General features: G+C 44.7%; 18 protein-coding genes. 9 read left to right on the forward strand and 9 right to left on the reverse strand.

Annotation, left to right across the window (positions count from 1 at the left end; genetic code table 11):
- Positions 1-98 precede the first annotated feature (98 nt).
- The 5 genes from HMPREF2711_RS04580 to HMPREF2711_RS04600 all read right to left on the reverse strand — a co-directional run bounded on the left by HMPREF2711_RS04580 (position 99) and on the right by HMPREF2711_RS04600 (position 6,240).
- Positions 99-2,372: a Tex family protein gene (locus HMPREF2711_RS04580; protein WP_003747992.1), complete on the reverse strand. Its 2,274-nt coding sequence runs from the start codon at positions 2,370-2,372 to the stop codon at positions 99-101.
- A gap of 64 nt (positions 2,373-2,436) precedes the next feature.
- On the reverse strand, positions 2,437-3,087 hold the full coding sequence (locus HMPREF2711_RS04585) for an ABC transporter ATP-binding protein (RefSeq protein ID WP_003747991.1): 651 nt from the start codon (positions 3,085-3,087) through the stop codon (positions 2,437-2,439).
- Positions 3,084-3,881: an ABC transporter permease gene (locus HMPREF2711_RS04590; protein WP_003747988.1), complete on the reverse strand. Its 798-nt coding sequence runs from the start codon at positions 3,879-3,881 to the stop codon at positions 3,084-3,086. Before HMPREF2711_RS04590 ends, HMPREF2711_RS04585 begins: the two co-directional genes overlap by 4 nt.
- Positions 3,881-5,050, reverse strand: a complete 1,170-nt coding sequence (locus HMPREF2711_RS04595) for a capsule polysaccharide transporter (protein WP_003747986.1) — start codon at positions 5,048-5,050, stop codon at positions 3,881-3,883. Before HMPREF2711_RS04595 ends, HMPREF2711_RS04590 begins: the two co-directional genes overlap by 1 nt.
- Positions 5,051-5,061: 11 nt before the next feature.
- A complete protein-coding gene (locus tag HMPREF2711_RS04600) occupies positions 5,062-6,240 on the reverse strand; it encodes a polysaccharide biosynthesis/export family protein (protein ID WP_003747985.1) in 1,179 nt (392 codons plus the stop codon).
- A 119-nt stretch (positions 6,241-6,359) separates the two neighbouring features.
- Between HMPREF2711_RS04600 and HMPREF2711_RS04605 the strand changes: the two genes are divergently transcribed.
- The 3 genes from HMPREF2711_RS04605 (at position 6,360) to HMPREF2711_RS11255 (ending at position 11,149) form a co-directional block, all read left to right on the forward strand.
- On the forward strand, positions 6,360-7,463 hold the full coding sequence (locus tag HMPREF2711_RS04605) for a stealth family protein (protein ID WP_003747983.1): 1,104 nt from the start codon (positions 6,360-6,362) through the stop codon (positions 7,461-7,463).
- A gap of 93 nt (positions 7,464-7,556) precedes the next feature.
- Positions 7,557-10,142, forward strand: coding sequence for a CDP-glycerol glycerophosphotransferase family protein (locus HMPREF2711_RS04610; protein ID WP_283118201.1), 2,586 nt, complete (start codon positions 7,557-7,559; stop codon positions 10,140-10,142).
- Entirely contained in the window at positions 10,091-11,149 is a 1,059-nt protein-coding gene (locus tag HMPREF2711_RS11255) for a tetratricopeptide repeat protein (RefSeq protein ID WP_283118202.1), read from the forward strand. The genes HMPREF2711_RS04610 and HMPREF2711_RS11255 overlap by 52 nt, the downstream gene beginning before the upstream one ends.
- Positions 11,150-11,220: 71 nt before the next feature.
- On the opposite strand, the gene HMPREF2711_RS04615 is transcribed toward HMPREF2711_RS11255, so the two are convergent.
- From HMPREF2711_RS04615 to HMPREF2711_RS04630, 4 genes are all read right to left on the reverse strand, one after another.
- On the reverse strand, positions 11,221-12,270 hold the full coding sequence (locus HMPREF2711_RS04615) for an acyltransferase (protein ID WP_003747978.1): 1,050 nt from the start codon (positions 12,268-12,270) through the stop codon (positions 11,221-11,223).
- A gap of 85 nt (positions 12,271-12,355) precedes the next feature.
- Positions 12,356-13,726, reverse strand: a complete 1,371-nt coding sequence (locus tag HMPREF2711_RS04620) for an XcbB/CpsF family capsular polysaccharide biosynthesis protein (protein ID WP_003747976.1) — start codon at positions 13,724-13,726, stop codon at positions 12,356-12,358.
- A 1-nt stretch (position 13,727) separates the two neighbouring features.
- On the reverse strand, positions 13,728-15,167 hold the full coding sequence (locus tag HMPREF2711_RS04625) for an AMP-binding protein (RefSeq protein ID WP_070615679.1): 1,440 nt from the start codon (positions 15,165-15,167) through the stop codon (positions 13,728-13,730).
- Positions 15,168-15,170: 3 nt separating this feature from the next.
- The gene (locus HMPREF2711_RS04630) at positions 15,171-15,401 is read right to left on the reverse strand and encodes an acyl carrier protein (RefSeq protein ID WP_003747973.1); all 231 of its coding nucleotides are present in this window, start codon (positions 15,399-15,401) and stop codon (positions 15,171-15,173) included.
- 223 nt (positions 15,402-15,624) lie between these two features.
- Between HMPREF2711_RS04630 and galE the strand changes: the two genes are divergently transcribed.
- The 6 genes from galE (at position 15,625) to HMPREF2711_RS04660 (ending at position 22,606) form a co-directional block, all read left to right on the forward strand.
- On the forward strand, positions 15,625-16,641 hold the full coding sequence (gene galE / locus HMPREF2711_RS04635; RefSeq protein ID WP_003747972.1) for a UDP-glucose 4-epimerase GalE: 1,017 nt from the start codon (positions 15,625-15,627) through the stop codon (positions 16,639-16,641).
- Positions 16,642-16,757: 116 nt separating this feature from the next.
- The gene (gene rffG / locus HMPREF2711_RS04640; protein ID WP_003747970.1) at positions 16,758-17,825 is read left to right on the forward strand and encodes a dTDP-glucose 4,6-dehydratase; all 1,068 of its coding nucleotides are present in this window, start codon (positions 16,758-16,760) and stop codon (positions 17,823-17,825) included.
- Positions 17,826-17,898: 73 nt separating this feature from the next.
- Positions 17,899-18,765 carry a glucose-1-phosphate thymidylyltransferase RfbA gene (gene rfbA, locus HMPREF2711_RS04645; RefSeq protein ID WP_003747969.1) on the forward strand — a complete coding sequence of 289 codons (867 nt, stop codon included), beginning with the start codon at positions 17,899-17,901 and terminating at the stop codon, positions 18,763-18,765.
- Positions 18,766-18,818: 53 nt separating this feature from the next.
- Positions 18,819-19,361, forward strand: a complete 543-nt coding sequence (rfbC, locus tag HMPREF2711_RS04650; protein WP_036493968.1) for a dTDP-4-dehydrorhamnose 3,5-epimerase — start codon at positions 18,819-18,821, stop codon at positions 19,359-19,361.
- 55 nt (positions 19,362-19,416) lie between these two features.
- The gene (locus tag HMPREF2711_RS04655) at positions 19,417-20,538 is read left to right on the forward strand and encodes a stealth family protein (protein WP_003747965.1); all 1,122 of its coding nucleotides are present in this window, start codon (positions 19,417-19,419) and stop codon (positions 20,536-20,538) included.
- Between the two features lie 43 nt (positions 20,539-20,581).
- Positions 20,582-22,606: a capsular polysaccharide biosynthesis protein gene (locus tag HMPREF2711_RS04660; protein ID WP_003747963.1), complete on the forward strand. Its 2,025-nt coding sequence runs from the start codon at positions 20,582-20,584 to the stop codon at positions 22,604-22,606.
- The last annotated feature ends 91 nt before the right edge of the window (positions 22,607-22,697 follow it).

Genomic DNA, 22,697 nt, shown 5'->3' on the forward strand with positions numbered 1-22,697 from the left:
GCAGCACTATATCCACTCCATCAATTATCTAATCCGTCCTATACGATAAAGGCCGTCTGAACATCACTTCTCAGACGACCTTCAATTGGTTTTCTACCTTACCGCTTCAACTTCGCAAACGCATCCGCCATCGCCGAATTGGTCGGGGCTCGCTCGTTGCGTTGGGGTTTGCGGTCGCGGCGTTCCTGATGTCGGGTTTCAGACGGCCTGTTGCTTTTGGCTGCGCCGCCCGCTTCGTCATCCAGGCGCATAGTCAGCGCGATGCGTTTGCGTGCGGCGTCGACTTCCAGCACTTTCACTTTCACCACGTCGCCGGCTTTCACCACTTCGCGCGGGTCTTGGACGAATTTATTGGACAGGGCGGAGATGTGCACCAAGCCGTCCTGATGGACGCCGATGTCCACGAATGCGCCGAAGTTGGCGACGTTGGAGACCACGCCTTCGAGTATCATGCCGACTTGCAAGTCGCTGATTTCGTGGATGCCTTCGGCGAAGGAGGCCGTCTGAAACTCGCCGCGCGGGTCGCGGCCGGGTTTTTCCAGTTCGGACAGGATGTCCAGAATGGTCGGCAGGCCGAAGCGTTCGTCGATGAAGTCGGACGCTTTGATTTGCTTGACGCGCTCGCGGTTGCCGATGAGTTCGGCGGCGGTAATACCTTGTTGCGCCAGCATTTTGGCGACGATGGGATAGGCTTCGGGGTGGACGGCACTCGCATCCAGCGGCTCTTTGCCGCCGTTAATCCGCAAAAAGCCCGCCGCCTGCTCGAAGGTTTTTTCGCCCAAACGCGGCACTTTCAGTAATTTTTTGCGGCTGTCGAATGCGCCGTTTTCATCGCGGTAGGCGACGATGTTTTGGGCAAGGGTCTGATTCAAACCGGAAATCCGCGCCAATAGCGGGGCGGAAGCGGTGTTCACGTCCACGCCGACGGCGTTCACGCAGTCTTCGACCACTGCGTCCAGCGATTTGGCGAGCTGGCTTTGGTTCACGTCGTGCTGATACTGGCCCACGCCGATGGATTTGGGGTCGATTTTGACCAGTTCAGCGAGCGGGTCTTGCAGCCTACGGGCGATGGACACCGCGCCGCGCAGGGAAACGTCCAAGTCGGGGAACTCGCGCGCCGCCAGTTCGGACGCGGAATAAATCGACGCGCCGGCTTCGGAGACGACGATTTTGTGCAGCCCCATTTCCGGCATTCCGCGCACCAGTTCGCCCGCGATTTTGTCGGTTTCGCGGCTGGCGGTGCCGTTGCCGATGGCGATGAGCTTCACGCCGTGTTGTTTAATCAGGCGTGACAGCGTTGCCAACATATTGTTTTCTTGGTGCAAATAGACGATGACGGTATCCAGCAGCTTGCCCGTGTCGTCCACCACGGCGCATTTCACGCCGTTCTTGTAGCCGGGGTCGAGACCCAAAGTCGTCAGCCGTCCGGCAGGCGCGGCGAGCAGCAAGTCTTTGAGATTGCGGGCGAACACGGTAATCGCATCAGTATCGGCGGCTTCTTTCAAACGATTTAGGGCTTCAAGTTCCAACGACAAAAAGATTTTTGCGCGCCAAGTCAGGCGCACGGTATCGCGTAGCCATTTGTGGCCGTCTGAAACCTTGAAGTGGCGGGCGATGAGTTGCTCGTATTCGCTTTGCTGGGTAATCGGCGTGTCATCGGGTTGGTATTTGAGCGCGATGTTCAACACGCCTTCGTTGCGGCCGCGCAAAACCGCCAGCGCGCGGTGGCTGGGCATGGTGCGGACGGGTTCGCGGTGATCGAAATAATCGCTGAATTTTTCGCCTTCGGTTTCTTTGCCTTCAATGACTTGCGCGTGGATTTCGGCTTCGTTCCACAGCTTGTCGCGCAGCGTACCGATGAGTTCCGCGTCTTCGGCAAACTGCTCCATCAGAATCGCGCGCGCGCCGTCCAGCGCGGCTTTGGTGTCGGGAACGTTTTCGTTCAGGTAGCCTTGCGCGGCCGCTTCCACGTCCTGCGGCTGCTCAGCAAGCAACATATCCGCCAGCGGCTGCAAACCGTGTTCGCGCGCGATTTGCGCTTTGGTGCGGCGTTTGGGTTTGTAGGGCAGATACAGGTCTTCCAGCGCGGTTTTGTTGTCGACGGCTTCGATTTGCGCCCTGAGGTCGTCTGAAAGCTTGCCTTGCTCTTCAATGCTTTTTAAAACAACAGCTTTGCGCTCTTCCAACTCGCGCAGGTATTGCAGCCGCTCGGCAAGCTGGCGCAACTGCGTATCGTCCAGCCCGCCCGTGGCTTCCTTGCGGTAACGCGCGATAAACGGCACGGTCGCACCGTCGTCTAAAAGCTCAATGGCGGCATTGATTTGCGCGGTAGTGGCGGAGAGTTCTTGGGAAAGAATTTGAGTAATGTTCATCAATAGAATTCCAACGGACAGGCCGTCTGAAATTTCAGACGGCCTGATTTAAAAAACAATCGCTTTAAGGCAGCGAATTATAATATTCGTAGGCTTTGTCCATGTCTTCAAACTGGTACATATGTCCTTTTTCCAACACCATCGCATTATCGCAATACTGCTTCATGGCGCTGTGGCTGTGCGATACCAAAATGATGGAACGGTCTTTGCGCTTTTCAAACAACTCGTACTTACATTTATCGGCAAAGCGCGAGTCGCCAACCGCAATCACTTCGTCAATCAGATAGCAGTCAAATTCTACCGCCAACGACAAAGCAAATGCCAAACGCGCCTTCATACCTGAAGAATAACGCTTAACCGGCTCGTAAAGATATTGACCCAGCTCGGAAAACTCTTCGGTAAAGTTCTTCACATAATCGATGTCGACGTTGTAAATCCGGCAGATGAAACGCAAATTGTCCATACCGGTCAGACTGCCTTGAAATGCACCGGAGAATGCCAAAGGCCAAGAAATACTCATCGTCCGCTTGATTTCGCCCGTGGTCGGCGGCTCAACGCCGCTAATCAAACGGATGAGCGTCGATTTACCTGCACCGTTGCGGCCGAGAATACCGATTTTCTCGCCCTTCTCCATTTTGAAGTTGATATCGTGCAAGACTGTCCGCCAACCTTGGCGGGTCAGATAGCGTTTGGAAACGTGTTCAACTGAAATCATTGCGGCTCAACCCCTTTGCTGAATCTCGCCACCATCGCCAAACCAAGCAGCAGCAAAACTAAATTACACAACAAAATATACCAAGGATTTTCGTAAGTCGTAACGCTGTCGCCAAAATATCCGGCACGGAACATTTCTGTACCATGCACCATCGGAAGCATTAATACATAATGTTGCAACTGCTGAGGCAGGTTGTGTACGAAGAAAAACACGCCGGACAAAGGCATCATCACAAAACTGATGGTACTCCAAACCTTACCAAACGGCTCAAAGTGAAACGCCACCGAACAGATGACCAGCCCCAATCCAACGGCAAACATTGCCATCAAAAGCCAAGCCAACAACATATAGAAAATATCTGCCGGTACATCAATCCAACCGATGATGACCAATGCGAACATAATCACGACCTGCGCAATGGTGGCGCCGGCAATCTCCAACAACATACGCGCAAAAATGGTATCCAAAACGCGTACATTTCGGTGATACAGCAAGCTTGTATTGGCCGAAATCGAACCGATAGAACGATTAGAAGCATTACGCCACATCATCATCATCGGATAGCCTGTCAGCGTGAATGCCACGATATTCAAAGCTGACACGTTGTGCATGCGGAAAAATTTCCACATCAACACCATAACCAAAGTCAGCAGCAAAGGTTCGACAAACAACCACAAAAAACCAATGTTATTACGACCGTAGCGAGTAATAATTTCACGCATTAAGAGTGCGCCGATTACCCTTTTTTGGATAAGCAGCGACTCCAAAAACGATGTTTTATGTAGCTCTTTCATCAGTTTTTATGCTCACGGATACTTGCAGACAGCAACACGGCAATGCCATAGACAATCAAACCGATGACAAACGTTGCCACGATGTTGTACAAACGGTTTGGCTCATGTGCCAAGTCAGGTTTGTTCGGCTGGGAAATCACTTCCAAATACAATTGCTGGCGATCTGCTTCCGCTTTTGCACTTTCCAAAGAAGTCATCGCCGCAGCCAATTGTTTCTCAGCCAATTCGTTTTCCAAATACACGCGTTGATATTCCGCCGCCTGATTGGACAACGAACCCTCGCCACCGCCGGAAATCGCTTTCATTTGTTGCGAAATTTCTTTACGCAAGCTCTTCTCACGCGCAATCAGACCCGGAATTTGCGGGTTTTCAGGCGTAACGGCTTTTACCTGGTCAAGCTGGGTTTGAATGACAATCAACTCGTCCTGCAATTTGGATACCAAACCCATTTGCACATCAGATTGCGCCTTCAAGTCAAAAATACCGTTGGACACACGGAATTTGGTCAATTGAGCCGAAGCTTCTTTAACTTGTTCTTCAGCAGAATTAACCACTTCTTGAGCATAACGAATCGTATCCTGACGCGCACGTTCGTTCAGCTGGTTGATCAATACCTCACCCTGTTTGAGCAGAGCATTATTGATCTTTTGAGATTCACCGGCATTAAACGATGTAACGCTCAAGTTGGAAATGCCTGAGACAGAGTCAAAATGGATGGATACCTTATCGCGGTAGTATTGATAAAACGCCTCATCCTCGCCACGCAGGCCAAAACCATTAAAACGGCTGAAGATGTCGCCTTCTTTTTCATAAAAATCACGAACGGGCATTTTCTTACGCAACGCGTCCAAAGCTGAACGCGACTGCATATATTCCTGCACGGTATAAATATCGTCTTGCGCACGAGAAAAACCGGACCCCTGCAAAATAGCGCCCAAGCCGTTCAAAGACGATTGGCTTTTAGGAGAACGCACCACAAAGCTGGACTGGGATGTGAATTGATCGGAAGCAAATATTCCGTAATACACACCGGAACACAAAGTCGGCACGATAACCGTTACCCAAAGCAACGGATTAATCTTACGCAACCAAGACTTTTTGGCCTTTTTCTTTTCGGGAGCCGGTTGTTCCGGTTTCACATCCACATTTGCAGAAACTTGCTCAGACATTATTTTCCCCATTAGTTCACTAAATTATTAATACTGTTCGCACCGCTAACCACAGGCGAGAACACAAATGACAAGAACTTGCGTACTTCGGCCATCGGCGCATTCGATACGTACACCACGTCCTTATCCTTTACAGGGAAACGCTGCATCCAAAACATAGAATTCGCATCTGCCAGGTTCAAACGGTAGACCACAGGAATCTCCGCACGATCGCCATACCCCTTTTCAACCCATTTAGATTGTTTCTCAGGAGGCAGCTCGGATAAAGGCGCATAACGGAATACAAATACGCCGCGCGCATCTGCACTATAATCCTGCAAGCCGCCCATACGTCCCACAGCCTCAGCCAAAGACAAGCCCTTCACAGAGAAACCAATCTGCTGCGTATGACCGACCGCACCCATAGAAGTAAATGTGCTCGGATTAGTAATCATTGTGACCACATCACCGCGGCGCAACAAAATATTTTGACGCGGATGCGCCACCAAATCTTCCAAAGCAATCGTTCTGACAACATTGCCACGTGTCAGCTGTACGTTCGTATCCTGAACATTCGCAGTCGAACCGCCCACGGCAGCCACTGCATCCAACACGCGCTCGCCTGCAGCCGTCAAAGGCATACGCACACTGTTACCCGCGCGGATAACCGATACATTCGCCGCATTATTTTGCACCATACGCACCATTACCTGCGGCTGGTTCGCCATTTTTTTCAGACGGCCTTTGATAATATTTTGCACCTGAACCGGTGTTTTACCGAGGACAGACACATCGCCGATAAACGGCACAGAAATCGTACCTGAAGAGCTGACCATCTGTTCAGGCAGCTTCGTTTGCTGCGCATTACCCGAACCGGTAGACGACAAAGCCCCACCGAACAACACAGCCGGAGGAGCTTCCCAAATCGTAATATCCAGTACATCGCCTATATTGATAGCTCCTATTGATGATGTACCATCGCCCAACTGAGCAAATGACTGATTAACTTGCGCTTGATATAGTGACTGAGCCACCGCGCCATTCACATCAATCAATTCCACCTCCGGCACTTCGGCTGTAGCCGGCTGTTGCCCCAAAGCAACAACATTTCGTGTACTTGGGCCGGAATTAGGAAGAGAAGAGCATGCGGCCAACAGGCTGACACACAACAATAACATGCCCCTGCGGGTAAGACATTCTGCTTTCAACATTGATTAAATCTCACTATACTTTTAATTAAGCACGACCATTATAACACCTGATGAAATATTAGGCCGTCTGAAAACCTGACATAAGTATCAAAAAACATCACATTACAGCGAATACCGTCATGAGAAAACTTAAAAAACTGATTCGACAACCAGGTGTATTCTTCCGCGACTATCTCAATAAAAGATACCCTGTCCGCAATGCCGAACAGCGTACAACAGAGTCTGACGAACCGGTCATTATCGACAACACCCTGTATTTAGCCGAACTTGAAAATAGTATCAATCTTCCCCCTATTAAAGTTGATGTCGTTTTCACATGGGTAAATAACCAAGATCCCAAATGGCAGCAACGCCGCCGCCAACATAGCCCTACTGCCGAACAAAACGCACTCCACAATAATGACGAAGCCCGTTTCAGCAACCACAACGAACTTTACTATTCACTTCACAGCGTGCGTACCTTCCTGCCGTGGGTCAACCATATCTACATCATTACCGACAACCAACGCCCCGACTGGCTCAATCCTGCCGACTATCCCAATGTCAGCATAATAGATCACAGTCAAATCATTGACCCGCAATACCTGCCCACCTTCAATTCGCATGTAATCGAAGCACACCTGCACAACATTCCCAATCTAAATGAACACTTCATCTATTTTAACGATGATGTATTTGTTGCCCGACCATTACCGAAGGAACATTTTTTTCACGCCAACGGCATTGCTTCACTTTTTATTGCAGACAAAAGCCTAAAACAAATGTCCGAAAGAGGAACCGACACACCAACTCTTTCCGCCTCAAAAAACTGTATCACACTATTACAACAGCACTACGACTGCCATATCGACCGTCCGTTAGTACACACCTATATCCCACTGCATAAAAGCAGCTTTCAATTTGCTTGGCAGCACTACCGTACTGAGATTGAAGCCTTTTTATCCAACCGTTTCCGTTCTAACCACGATCTCAACCTTGCCACCTTCCTCGTACCTTGGCTGATGTTTTTAAACAGGAAATCTACAGTAGGTAATGAAATATGTTATTATTTTAATATCCGCTCCAACAAAGCGCCTGCCCAATATATCAAGCTCTTGGAAAATAAAAAAAATGGGTGGCAGCCACACTCTTTTTGTGCCAACGATTTTCACAGCCAGCAACAGATTGAAAACTACCAGGACAAACTGATTCAAATGCTGGAAAATTACTTCAAAACCAAATAAAAATAAAAGGTCAAAAAAATGAACAATAAAAAATTTCGGAAGCTCTTACGAGACCCTAAACTCTTTTTCCGCGACATGTACGCCAAACGCGTAATGAAACTCAAAAAATACCTTCCCTTAAAATACGAAGGTAATAATCAATTTACAATCGTTTCAGCCGTTTATAACGTCGAAAAATACCTTGATGAATACTTTGACAGTATCGTCAAACAAAGCTTGAATTTCAAAAAACACATTCAAATCATTCTAGTAGATGATGGGTCAACCGACCATTCGGCAGAAATCATCAAACGATGGCAAGCCAAGTTTCCCCAAAATATCCATTATTTTTACAAAGAAAATGGCGGCCAGGCCTCGGCTCGCAATCTGGGTTTGCAACATGTAAAAACCGAATGGGTAACATTCATAGATCCAGATGATTTTGTTTCTTCTGATTACTTCTACAAAACAGATAACTTCTTAAGTAATAATGCCAACATTAGCATAGTAGGTTGCCCATTAGTCTTCTACTTTGAAGATAAAGACATGGTGAAAGATACACACCCCTTAAAATATCGTTTTGCTAAAGGGGATGTTGTCCTTCCATTATCTAATCTAAAAGATCACCTACAATTATCTGCAAGTACTGCTTTTTTCAAAATTGATAATATCCGTAATGCACATATTTATTTTGATGAGGCAATGAAACCTAGCTTTGAAGATGCAAAATTTGTTACCGATTATATTCTAAATACTGATGCCTCAACTAATGCTGCTTTTCTGTCAAAAATCAGTTATTTTTATCGAAAACGTTCTGATGGTTCGTCCACGTTAGATGGAGCATGGAACAATCCATTACTATTTTCTAGGGTAATTGAAAAAGGCTGTATTGAAATTTTGAAAACAGCCAAAATGAAATTTGGAAAAGTCCCTGAGCATATTCAAAGAATCGTCCTATACCATATCATCTGGTATTTTGGTCGTATCGTAAACAAACCTGCAGCATTGTCACACCTAAGTGAAGAGCAAAAAAAACATTTCGTTGCCTTATTACATGAAATGTTTTCATATATTGATGAAGCAACAATTCTTCGCTTTAATTTAGCAGGGACATGGTTTTTCCAAAAAGTAGCTCTGCTCGGTTTATTTAAAAATACGGCACCTAAGAATCAAATTGCCTATATTGAAGATTTTGATTTGAAAAAGAAACAGATTTTGGTGAAATATTTTTCAAATTTTCCAATTGTTGAACAATGGGTAATCAATGGTAAGGAAATATTCCCTAAATACCAAAAAGAAGTTGTCTATGACTTTCTAGGCAGTTTATACACTAAAGAATACCGAACATGGCTTCCTTGTCACGACATGGGCGATTTAGAACTTTTTCTAGCCGGTAAAAGAGCCAAATTAACATTCTCAGGAAAACAATTTGACAAACTACCAATCGAAACAGTATTCACTTCATTCAAACAAAAATCCACGGTTAAATCGAATGCCTGGATTTTAATGGATAGGGACAATCAGGCCGATGATAATGCAGAACACTTATATCGTTATATTAGTGAAAATCATCCAGAACAAGATATTTATTTTGCCCTGAAAAAAACCTCCTCTGATTGGAAAAGGCTCGAACAAGATGGGTTTAATTTGCTTGAATTTGGCTCATCTGCATTTGAGAGTAAATTAAAAGACTGCGAAAAAATCATCAGTAGTCATGTTGATGGATATATCACACATTATTTCAAAGATGATTCCCTATTAGATAAAGACTACGTCTTTTTACAACATGGCATTACGAAAGATGATTTATCAGGTTGGTTAAATACCAAAAAAATTGCTTGTTTCGTTACAGCGACAAATCCAGAATACCATTCTATTGTGGACAACACGACTGCTTATAAATTTGGTAAAAAAGAAGTTAAACTGACAGGTTTCCCTCGTTATGACCGTTTACTCATCAATAACAATACTGAATCTAAACAGATTTTAATTATGCCAACATGGCGTAGCTCCATTGTAGGCACATATATTTCAGGTACAGAACGAACAAGAAACCCTAACTTCATGAAAACTAACTATGCCAAACATTGGCATGGTTTCATGAATCACGCCATATTAAAAGAACTGAATGATCAAGGTTATCAAATCGTCTTTGCACCACATCCAAGTATTCAGGAATACATGGATGAGTTCACTGTGCCTGACTTTATTAAAATCTATAGCTATTCAGAAGGTAACATCCAATCCGTCTTCCAAAATACTAGCATCTTGATTACAGACTACTCATCTGTTGCATTTGATGTAGCCTACTTGAATAAAGCTATTTTGTATTATCAATTTGATTATGATGAAGTATTCTCCAGTGGAAATCACACCTATCAAAAAGGTTATTTTGACTATAACCGAGATGGTTTTGGTGCAGTTGCTTATAATGAAACAGAACTTCTGGCAGCATTAAAAGATCTAGTAGAAAACCAAGCTAAAGTACCAGATTTGTATCAAACACGCATTGATAAGACATTCCAATTTAGGGATTCGAATAATTGTGAGCGTGTCTATCAGTCTATTACAGCACTTGACCAACCTGACACTACAGATAATCTGCCTATTATTCAGAATATGATTACCCAAGCAGAGAATCATCATGCATGGGACTTGGCAGCAACCTTATCCAAACTCTGCTTGATACAGGCCGTCTGAATGCGGAAGAAACAGCTGATTATCGCCATCGTTATCTGAACGCTTTATTTGAGAGCAACCAGTTTGATACTTTGCAAAACCTGTTACCTGATTATCCCGATACCGCAGGTTACTGGCATGCGAAAATGGACTTATATATCGGTAATGCTGTTAAAGGGGCGGAATTTTTTGCTGAAAACGAGCATATAGGAACGCAAAATGATTTACTTGTCGCATTACTTGCAGCCTCGTTTCACCAAGCAAAAAGGTCGTCTGAAAAACTGTTTGCCCGGATAGGTACAGACTTACCCGACTCATATCAACCTTTGTTGACCGTAGCACAAAAGCTATCGGAGCAGAATTATTTTGTAGCATTGGCTTTACTGAAAACGTATATTGATAGCTTGGACGATCGCCAAAAAGGCTATCTCAAACCCGAGCTGTTGGCTTCTTACCTCTGCATGAAACTTGGTAACTTACAAGGCGCGCATCAGTATTTGGTTGCTTTTGAAAAACATACTCAAAATGATCCAAGTTGCCGTATCGCCATTGCAAGACTGGCAAAATTACGCGGTGATTCTGAAAAACTATTTACCCAGCTTAACCGTGCCTTTGAAGAAAATCTGCTCTTAATTCCTGAAGATTTAACAGTCGATTATCTGAAAAAAATGTACGCTGCCGGTAACACTGACGGCGAAAGATATCTATTGGCTCAACTGCGCCAAAAATATCCCGAGAATCCGTCTTTGGCCTTGTATGAAGCTGAAAAACTTGCCCAAAACCAAGATTGGGAGTCTGTCACCAAAATATTGGCTGATTTTGCACAAGCCTCACCGGAAACGATGTATCTTTATACAACTGCTTTATGCCGTCTGAAAAACCATCAGGCAGCACAACGTTATTTTGACAGTCTCTCTCTACAAGACACAGCAGCATATTGGAAACTGGCAGCTGAAATAGCCGAAGCTAAAGGTGACAAGGCATTACAGGCTGAGTGTCTGAAAAAACAATTGGCTTGTTTAGAATAACCTTTGTCTTATCTTAAAAAAGGCCGTCTGAAAACTTTTATGTTTTCAGACGGCCTTTACTGTTAGATGCACTAATCAAGTTCTACTGTTGAATTGATATAGGTGACATGATTCATTTCTGCCAAATCCTTACCTTCATCTATATCTGTATATAAAACATTATTGCGTTCCCAAAATACATCTTTGCGTATGACTTTAGCCGGCACGCCTGCAATAACGCAGTTATTAGGAAAATGTTTTTTCACTACCGAAAATGCACCAACAATACTACCGCTACCAATCTTTGTGCCACCCCAAATTGTTGCGCCATAGGCTACCCACACTCTGTCTCCAATAGTAACGTCTTTAGAAACATTTAAACGTTTTCCAGTATGAACATCATAAATTGGGTGTGCATCATCAGTACGGATTTGATTATTAGTGGCAAACATACAATCTTCACCAATGGACAAGGTTGTATGTTCGGCAACAGTAATATAAACCGGATTGGTACTGGTAGTTTTACTACCGATGTTAATCGTACAGCCTACTCCCAAACACCATTGGCCTTGCATAGAAACATTTTCTCCAATATAGACTTTGCTGTCCTTGCCTAAAAATTCTAAAAATACATTACGCAAGTTTGCATTAGGGTGGATAACAACTTCATTCCCACCTCCTCCTAGAAATTGGAAATGACAGTTTCGCAGATTATCAGGTGCAGTAATTTTATTTCCAGAGGTGTCGATATAATTACCTGACATCACTTCTTTTTTGCGGCTGTTAACTACTGGCCGTTCAGAAAAATATTGTTCCGCACGTTCGGCCAATTTGATAAAGACCGCACAGGTTTGGGCAAAATCCAAAGCACTGACATCATAAATGTATACATTATCCCCATCCTGCTTAGATAAACTGAAGTTTGGAAACATTTCTCCGATATTATCTATCTCACTTTTATTACGATAAAACAGGAAAATCTTTTGCCAAACTAAATTTAAACTGACAGAAAATGGTGTTTCACGGTCAGATTTGAAATTGCAGTACACATTCTGCTGATAATAAATATCAACAGACGTATTTTTTAATTTGATATTTTTAAGAATTTCTTGCTGAAATTCTTCAGTCGTTTTATCTACCATTACATTCCCCAAACATGATAAATATGGTTCAAATATTAAAAAAATAGACAGTAAATTTTAAACTTACTGTCTATTTACTTCGCATTTAGTTCAGATTAATGTCCGAATCAGTAATATGGATGTCCAACAGCAAATTATTGATAATGGTATTGGACAAGAATACTGTATTGCCTGAAAAATCTATGTGCTTTTGAATTTTTTCAAAGTCAAACTCGCATAATACAACTGTAGGCAATGCTTCTTTCAGCTCTTTAATATCCGGATAAAACTCTGATACTTTAGCCGATGAAATGACTACTTGATTTTCAAGGTTATGATCAATTACATCTGGTAGCTTTTTGAAAGTCTCCAAAATCGGCGTACGGATAGAGTGCAGATACAATGGATCTTTGCCACCATAGTATTTATGGTTGCCCAAAAATGGGTCGATTGCAAAGGTTTTGTACCCGCCAATTAAGCCGTGATATACCGCCCCTGTACCGCCTGATGATGCACCACAAATGACTACGTTTTTCTTATCTACGCCATAAATACTCATCAGGCTCTTAATGAAACGCTGGATATTGTCTTCGATATTTTCATCAAACTTTGTATTCAACCCGTGACTGCCAAACGCGTCCGATACATCAGCCATACGGATGATATAAGTATTTGGCATAATGCTGTTGCTGATAAATGGAAATGGGTGGCTATAATAACGGTCAACCATATTCTCATTGCTCTTATTGGTATAAGAGAACAACACCAATAGGTTTTTCTTGTTGGCACTCAATACTTTCGGTGCTTCAACAGTATAAATGACATTCTCCAACTCATGGAAAGAGTCTGGGAAATAAGCCAAAAGATCTTTATAACTGTGCTTGTTCACACGACGGAACACACTTACACCCATTTTGTGTTCAACAGCTAAAAAGCCTCTATTATTTAGCTCATAAACATAATCACTTAGACCATGATTCCGAGCATAGCTTAGGAAAAACTCATTACTGTCGCCTTTAACACCAATGTATTCAACTTCCGGCTTATCCAAATACTCGGCTAAATTAATGCCTTTATTTTTTTCAACATTCAGGATGTAGCACAGTTCGCTGCCAAGATAAATGGAAGTAACTTCTAAAATCTCACTAAATTTATCCTCGATTTTTGCCCAATCGGCTTCAGCAAATTTAAAAGACAATACTGTCTTTTCTTGATTAACCGATTGTGGGTAACTTCCATAAATTTCTGAAATATATTTCAGAAATTTATGGAAGCCGGAAATCTTAGAAACCTTGCTCTTATTACGCTCAATAAAGTTAAAGGTTTGTCCTACTGCCGTATAACTGACGCTGACAAAATAGTCGTTCAACAGAAAATCGAACACTATACTTTGATTGTTATAAATCCAAGCGTTAACCTTTTGAGGATCAATCTTGGCTTTTCGTAAGATGTTTTGCTGAATTTTATATAAATCCATTTTATAAACCCTGTTGATATTTTTCCAACAATGCTTTTTTGTCGGTTTTGTGGTTGGTACTGACTGGAATTTCATCAATGTGAATAAATTCAGACGGCATCATATAAGACGGTAAATTTTGTACTAATGCGTCTTTGATCGCCTGAGTATCTGCACTTTGCTTGGCTGTATAGAAACACACCAAACGCAATACTGCGCCTGTGTTGCGTTTCAAAGCCACTACTGCCACATTATCAAAGGCAAATTCCTTAAGGTTAAGGATTTTTTCTTCAATTTCTGAAAGTTCGATACGGTAGCCATTGAGCTTAATCTGCTCGTCTTTACGGCCTTGTACATAGAACAATCCATTTTTTTCAAAACCGTAGTCACCTGTTTTATAAGTCCGGTTATCTGCACTGTGTACGACCAAGCGTTTAGCATTTTCAGTTTCGTTGTTCAGATAGCCACGCATCACATGGTTACCGCTAATCCAAATCTCTTCGTCAACAATCTCTAATTTGGAATTAAGCACGGCAACGCCTACAGGCAACTCTTCTTCTGCCGCCAGCATATCAGGTGTAATATCAACGTAAGTTGTTGCTACAGTAGCTTCAGTCGGACCATAGGTATTGATAACACGGACACCGGGAAATTTTTGAAAAATCATATTTACTACCGGTTTGCCAAGTTTTTCGCCACAGAACAAAAATTCTTTCAAACTCGGTAAAGTAGCCTGACTACATTTAGGGTTAAGCAGCTGCTGCATGGCAAAAGAAGGCGTGGAAACCCAAGTAGTAATTTGTTGTTTGGCCAAAAAATCAATCCAGGTGGCAGGATTAGAAATAGCATCACGACTGTTCATGACAATACAACCACCGTAAGCCAAGTTGCCAAAGATTTCGTACATTGACAAATCAAACGCAAACGGAGCCTGATTCATAAACACATTAGGTGCGGCTAAATTAAGCTGCTCTTTCATCCATTTCATCAGGTTGAATACAGCTTCACGACCGATTTGCACACCCTTAGGTGCGCCGGTTGTTCCTGAAGTAAACATGATGTAAGCCAAATCTTTTTCAGCCAGCTCTACTTCTTCATCAGTCTGCTTTTCAAAAGTTTGCGTTGCCGAACGGTACACAAAGCGTGCTTTCGACAGTTGGCAGATATTGTTCAGACGGCTTTCAGGATAAATACTATCCACCGGAATAAAAGGGATTTTGTTTAATAAGCAGGCATAAATTGCCACTGCAAAATCAATTTCTTTATAGCCGTGCAACACCAAAGGAATGTTTTTGGTAATATCTGCTATGCTTTTGTAAGCCTCGATAAATGTGGCTATTTTTACGCGCAACTCTTCCCAAGAACATTCCTGAGTATCATTAACTAACGCTTTTCCCGAAGTTTGACTGAAACGGTATTCCAAAAAATCATCAAGATTTTGGAATTCATTTATTTGTTTCATGATTTAGCCTTTGTAATTATTTTCAACATATTGAATGATATTGGCTGAGTTTGCCAAAATATCAACCAGTTGCTCAAACGGCAAATCAACATCAAATTTTTGTTTGATGGCCATAACCAAATCCATTGCGCTCACAGAATCAATAAGTCCTGTAGACAACAATTCTTCATTTGCTGACACTTGTTTTTGTGCAACTTGTGAAATCAACGCCAAAACTTCGTTAGATACTGACATGGTAAGATCCTTTTATTTAAATTGAAATGATAACGCTTTGCACCCTGTGCATAACACTGTGATTATCCCATATTTTTTTACTTTTCAGGTAACTAAATATACAATATCCAAATAAAGCAATCCCTCGTTGACAACACTTACACCAGGCCATCTGAAAGCGTGTTTGTATTTTCAGCCAACCGGTTTCACGACTTCCAAACACAATTTTAATTAAGGAAAACCAATGACTATTCTTATCACCGGCGGTACCGGTTTTATCGGCTCCCATACCGTTGTTTCCCTGTTGAAATCAGGCTTTAATGCCGTGATTTTGGACAATTTGTGCAATTCGTCTGCCAACATCCTCCCGCGCTTGGAAAAGATTACCGGCAAGTCTGTGCCTTTTTACCAAGGGGATATCCGTGATCGTGAAGTGTTGCGTCAAATCTTTGCAGAACACGATATTGATGCCGTCATCCATTTTGCCGGCTTGAAGGCAGTCGGTGAAAGCGTGGCCGAACCAATGAAATATTATGACAACAATGTGTCGGGCAGCTTGGTTTTGGCTGAAGAAATGGCGCGTGCCGGCGTATTTAAGATTGTGTTCAGCTCATCTGCTACGGTTTACGGCGATCCGGGCAAAGTGCCTTATACGGAAGATATGCAACCGGGGGATACGACCAGCCCTTACGGTACGTCTAAGTCTATGGTAGAGCGCATTTTGACGGATATCCAAAAGGCCGATCCGCGCTGGAGCGTGATTTTGTTGCGCTATTTCAACCCTATCGGTGCGCATGAAAGCGGTTTGATCGGCGAGCAGCCAAACGGTATCCCAAACAATCTGCTGCCTTATATCTGCCAAGTGGCTTCAGGCAAGCTGCCACAATTGTCGGTTTTCGGCGATGACTACCCTACCCCAGACGGTACGGGTATGCGCGACTACATCCATGTAATGGACTTGGCGGAAGGCCATGTGGCGGCGATGCAGGCGAAAAGCGATGTTTCGGGCGTACACCTGTTTAATTTGGGTTCGGGACGTGCTTATTCGGTATTGGAAATCATCCGTGCCTTTGAGGCGGCCTCCGGCTTGACCATTCCGTTCCAAATCAAACCGCGTCGTGATGGCGATTTGGCCTGTTTCTACGCCGACCCTGCCTACACCAAAGCGCAGACTGGTTGGGAAACCAAGCGCGATTTGGCACAGATGATGGAAGACTCATGGCGTTGGGTCAGCAACAACCCAAATGGCTACGACGATTAAGTTGACCTGATACAGGCCGTCTGAAAGAGATGTTTTCAGACGGCCTCTTTATCTGAAAAACACACTTTCTGTCTGCTATAATCCGTTTATATTATTTTGACTATCCTCTGAAACTTATGAAAAAAATCCTTGTTACCGGCGGCGCGGGCTTTATCGGTTCTGCCGTTGTCCGTCATATTATCCAAAACACCCAAGACTCTGTCGTCAATGTCGATAAGCTGACTTATGCCGGCAATTTGGAATCTTTGACCGAGGTAGCCGATAATCCTCGCTATGCTTTTGAGCAAGTGGATATTTGCAACCGCGCCGAACTTGACCGCGTATTCGCACAACACCAGCCTGATGCCGTGATGCACTTGGCAGCGGAAAGCCATGTCGACCGCTCTATCGATTCGGCAGGCGAGTTTATCCAAACCAATATCGTCGGCACATTCAACCTGCTTGAAGCGGCACGCGCCTATTGGCAACAAATGCCGTCTGAAAAGCGCGAAGCCTTCCGCTTCCACCATATTTCTACCGATGAAGTCTATGGCGATTTGCACGGCACGGACGATTTGTTTACCGAAACCACGCCCTACGCGCCGTCCAGCCCCTACTCTGCTTCTAAAGCGTCCAGTGACCACCTCGTTCGCGCATGGTTGCGTACATACGGTTTGCCGACCATCGTAACCAACTGCTCTAACAACTACGGCCCGTACCACTTCCCGGAAAAACTCATTCCTTTGATGATTCTGAACGCGCTTGACGGCAAACCGCTGCCCGTTTACGGCGACGGTATGCAAATCCGCGACTGGCTGTTTGTCGAAGACCACGCGCGCGCTCTGTATCAGGTTGTTACCGAAGGCGTTGTCGGCGAAACCTACAATATCGGCGGCCACAATGAAAAAGCCAATATTGAAGTCGTCAAAACCATCTGCGCCCTGCTGGAAGAACTCGTTCCCGAAAAACCGGCCGGCGTGGCGCGTTATGAAGATTTAATTACCTTCGTGCAAGACCGCCCCGGCCATGACGTGCGCTACGCCATTGACGCTGCCAAAATCGCCAGGGAGCTGGGCTGGAAACCGCAGGAAACATTCGAATCCGGCATCCGCAAAACAGTGCAATGGTATTTGGACAACAAAACCTGGTGGCAAAACGTATTGAACGGCAGCTATCGTTTAGAGCGTTTAGGCACCGGGAAATAAGTTTTCAGACGGCCTGTTCACATATTAGGCCGTCTGAAAATCATGCAAACACACACTACTCAGGAGAGAACCCATGAAAGGCATCATCCTTGCCGGCGGCAGCGGCACACGCCTCTACCCCATCACGCGCGGCGTATCCAAACAACTGCTGCCCGTGTACGACAAGCCCATGATTTATTATCCCCTGTCCGTATTGATGCTGGCAGGAATCCGCGATATTTTGGTCATTACCACGCCTGAAGACAATGCCTCTTTCAAACGCCTGCTCGGCGACGGCAGCGATTTCGGTATTTCCATCAGCTATGCCGTGCAACCCAGTCCGGACGGCTTGGCACAGGCATTTATCATCGGCGAAGAATTTATCGGCAACGACAACGTCTGCTTGGTTTTGGGCGACAATATTTTCTACGGCCAATCGTTTACGCAAACATTGAAACAGGCCGCCGCCAAGATCCACGGCGCAACCGTATTCGGTTATCAGGTCAAAGATCCCGAGCGTTTCGGCGTAGTCGAATTTGACGAAAACTTCAACGCCCTGTCTATCGAAGAGAAACCGCAACAGCCCAAATCCGATTGGGCGGTAACCGGCTTGTACTTCTACGACCAACGCGTCGTCGAGTTCGCCAAACAAATCAAACCGTCTGCCCGCGGCGAATTGGAAATTTCCGACCTCAACCAAATGTATTTGGAAGACGGTTCATTGTCGGTGCAACTTTTGGGACGCGGTTTCGCATGGTTGGACACCGGCACCCACGAGAGCCTGCACGAAGCCGCCTCATTCGTCCAAACCGTGCAAAACATCCAAGACCTGCAAATCGCCTGCCTGGAAGAAATCGCTTGGCGCAACGGTTGGCTTTCCGATGAAAAACTGGAAGAGCTGGCGCGCCCGATGGCGAAAAACCAATACGGCCAATATTTGCTGCGTCTGTTAAAAAAATAATGTTTGAGGCCGTCTGAAACTTTTCAGACGGCCTTTAGATGAAAGATAAAACGATGAACATCATTGATACCGCCATTCCTGACGTAAAACTGCTTGAGCCGCAAGTCTTCGGCGATGCGCGCGGCTTTTTTATGGAAACCTTCCGCGACGAGTGGTTCAAAACCCAAGTCTGCGAACGCACCTTCGTGCAGGAAAACCACTCCAAATCCAGCAAAGGCGTATTGCGCGGCCTGCACTATCAAACTGAAAACACACAAGGCAAACTCGTGCGCGTGGTTGTCGGCGAAGTATTCGACGTAGCCGTCGATATGCGTAAAGACTCCCCCACGTTCGGCAAATGGGTAGGCGAGATCTTGTCCGCAGAAAACAAACGCCAACTGTGGGTACCCGAAGGTTTCGCGCACGGCTTCTATGTACTGAGCGATGAAGCCGAGTTCGTCTATAAATGCACAGACTATTACAACCCCAAAGCCGAACATTCGCTGATTTGGAATGATCCGACCGTCGGTATCGACTGGCCGTTGCAAGGCGAGCCGAACCTGTCGCCTAAAGACTTGGCAGGCAAAGTATTGGCCGAAGCAGTCACGTTTGGATAACTTCAAAACATAACAGAATCAACTGTTTCTATTTTGTAGTATTAGAAAGTTTCAAATGAATTTAAATAAAATTAGAAAATTTTTTAGAGAGCCCCATATTTTCTTTAGGGATTTTCTAAATAAACGCTTTCCTCCTTATAATGTAGAACAGCCTATTCCTGAAACTGAAGAATTCACTCTGATCAATGCAGATGCCAATCTTGCATCACTCACAGAAAACGTTTTGCCAAACTTTCCCATCGATGTTGTTTTTACTTGGGTCGACAATACCGATAAAGCATGGCAAGAACAGTATTACCGTACCCTGCAACCCATTGATCAGGAAGATATCGGCCTGTATGCGACCGACCCTGCCCGCTTTTCCAACCATAATGAACTTTTTTATTCAGTACAGGCCGTACAGAAGTTTATGCCGTGGGTCCGCAATATTTTTATTGTAACGGCGGATCAAAAACCCAAATGGTTAGATGAAAACACCCATTCTAAAATTAAATTAATCAATCATTCGCAAATTATTGATGCCAAATACTTACCAACGTTCAATTCCCACGTTATTGAAGCAAACTTATATAAAATTCCAGATTTAAGTGAACATTTTATTTATTTCAATGATGATGTTTTTGTTGCAAGACCACTGACGCCTAACCACTTTTTTGAAAATAATGGCTTGGCTTCCCTATTTGTTGCCAATAAAAGTTTTCAAAAAATGCGTCAACGGGGTCTAATCACACCGACATTGACCGCATCAGAACACGCATTAAAGCTCTTAAAAAGACATTATCCGACAATTAATATCAATACACCGTTGGTACATACTTACGTTCCACTACGGAAAACATCCTTTCAAAAAGCATGGTCATTATTTGAAGATGAAATAAATTCTTTTCTAAATAACAAGGTACGCTATAATTCTGAACTCAATATGGCCAGTTTTTTAGTACCTTGGTTGATGTACCTTGACGGATATGCCACACCGAAACGTGAAATTTGCTACTATTTCAATATACGCAGTTCACACGCCCAGACTCAATATAAGAAATTGTTATTCAAGAAAAAATACCTTCATATGCCCCACTCCTTCTGCATTAACGATTCAAGCAGTAATAATGCGGATAAAAACTATGCCCTACATTTCCGTAATTTTATGGACACTTACTTTGAAATAGAGGCAAAATAAATTTTCACATTAATGATATTTAATAGATAACATAATAATTTAAATGATTTTTTCAACATTCGGCCTATTTAAACAACGTCTCTTGCTAACCAAATTTTTAGACAAAATTTCAACGGATAAGACCGCAGTATTTTGGGGCAAGAAACATCCCAAACGCAGAAAATTAGCACATATCTTAAGATTGCCCCTGCTCAATCTTGAAGACGGCTTTTTACGTTCAGTCGGACTGGGTGTCGTCGGTTATCCGCCCTACTCCATCGTCTATGACGATATCGGCATCTACTACGACACCACGCGTCCTTCGCGTTTGGAACAACTGATTCTTGCCGCCGATACCATGCCGTCTGAAACCTTGGCTCAGGCTCAGCAGGCGATGGATTTCATCCTGAGACATCATCTATCCAAATACAACCACGCGCCCGAACTTTCAGACGATCATCCTTTACGTTCCCCATCCAAGCCTGAAACTGTCCTCATCATCGACCAAACCTTCGGCGATATGGCTATCCAGTATGGCAGCGCAGACGCCTCTGCGTTTGAACTGATGTTTCAGACGACCTTGAATGAAAACCCGCAAGCCGATATCTGGGTCAAAACCCATCCCGATGTTTTGTGCGGCAAAAAACAAGGCTATCTGACCCGGCTGGCGCAGCAACACCGCGTCCATCTTCTGGCAGAAGACATCAATCCGATTTCTTTGTTGCAAAACGTCGATAAAGTTTATTGCGTTACCTCACAAATGGGTTTTGAGGCGCTTTTGTGCGGCAAACCGCTGACCACCTTCGGCCTGCCGTGGTATGCCGGATGGGGCGTAAGCGACGACCGCCATCCTGAAATCAACCGCCTTGTCCAAACCCAACGCCGCGCCACCCGCAACTTGCTGCAACTCTTCGCCGCAGCCTATCTGCAATACAGTCGCTATCTCAACCCCAATACCGGCGAAGCAGGCAGCCTCTTGGATGTTATCGACTATCTGGCGACGGTCAAACGCAAAAACGACAAATTGCGTGGCGAGTTATATTGCGTCGGCATGTCTTTGTGGAAACGCGCGGTTGCCAAACCGTTCTTTAACGTACCTTCATGCCGTCTGAAATTTATCTCTTCCACCCAAAAACTGGCCGGGGTCAAACTGTCCGACGATGCACGCATCCTTGCCTGGGGCAACGGCAAAGAGGCCATCGTCCGTTTTGCCGAACAACGCCACATCCCCCTGCTGCGCATGGAAGACGGCTTTATCCGCTCGGTCGGACTCGGTTCTAATTTAGTCCCGCCGCTGTCGCTCGTTACCGACGATATGGGCATTTATTTCAATGCCGAAACCCCGTCCCGTCTTGAACACATCCTGCAAAACCAAAACTTCGACGATCAAGACTTTCAGACGGCCTTGAAGCTGCAAAAAATGCTGACCGAAAACCACATCAGCAAATACAACGTCGGCAGCTCAGACTTCACCGCCCCGTCAACCGACAAAACCGTAATCCTCGTTCCCGGCCAGGTTGAAGATGATGCGTCTATCCGCTACGGTTCGCCCCAAATCTACCGCAATCTGGATTTGCTCCGTACCGTACGCGAACGAAACCCCAACGCCTATATCATCTACAAACCGCATCCCGATGTAGTCAGCGGTAACCGTATCGGCCATATCTCCCCTGAAGATACGGCACGATATGCTGACCAAACTGCCGAACAAGCCGACATCCTGACTTGTCTCCAACACGCAGACGAAGTTCACACCATGACTTCGCTGACCGGTTTTGAAGCCCTGTTGCGCGGCAAAAAAGTCAGCTGCTACGGTCTGCCTTTTTACGCAGGCTGGGGGCTTACCCAAGATCTGCTCCCCATTCCGCGCCGCAGCCGCAGGCTTGAGCTTTGGCAGCTGATTGCCGGCACGCTCATCCACTATCCCGACTACATCCACCCCGAAACCCATCAGGCCATCAATGCGGAAACTGCAGCCCAAATCCTGATACGACAAAAAAATATGCAAAAAAACAACAACGGATTACATCGTGGGTACTTTGCCAAAAAATTAGGTAAAATCAAACAACTATATCGATCTTTTAAATAAATGCCATCAAAATTAACAATATGTCATAAACCGGCTTCAATTGCGACATCATTGCTTTTGCATCGTTAATACGCTTGGCGTATGCTTAAAA

The organism is Neisseria sp. HMSC070A01, from assembly GCF_001810165.1.
GTDB lineage: Bacteria > Pseudomonadota > Gammaproteobacteria > Burkholderiales > Neisseriaceae > Neisseria.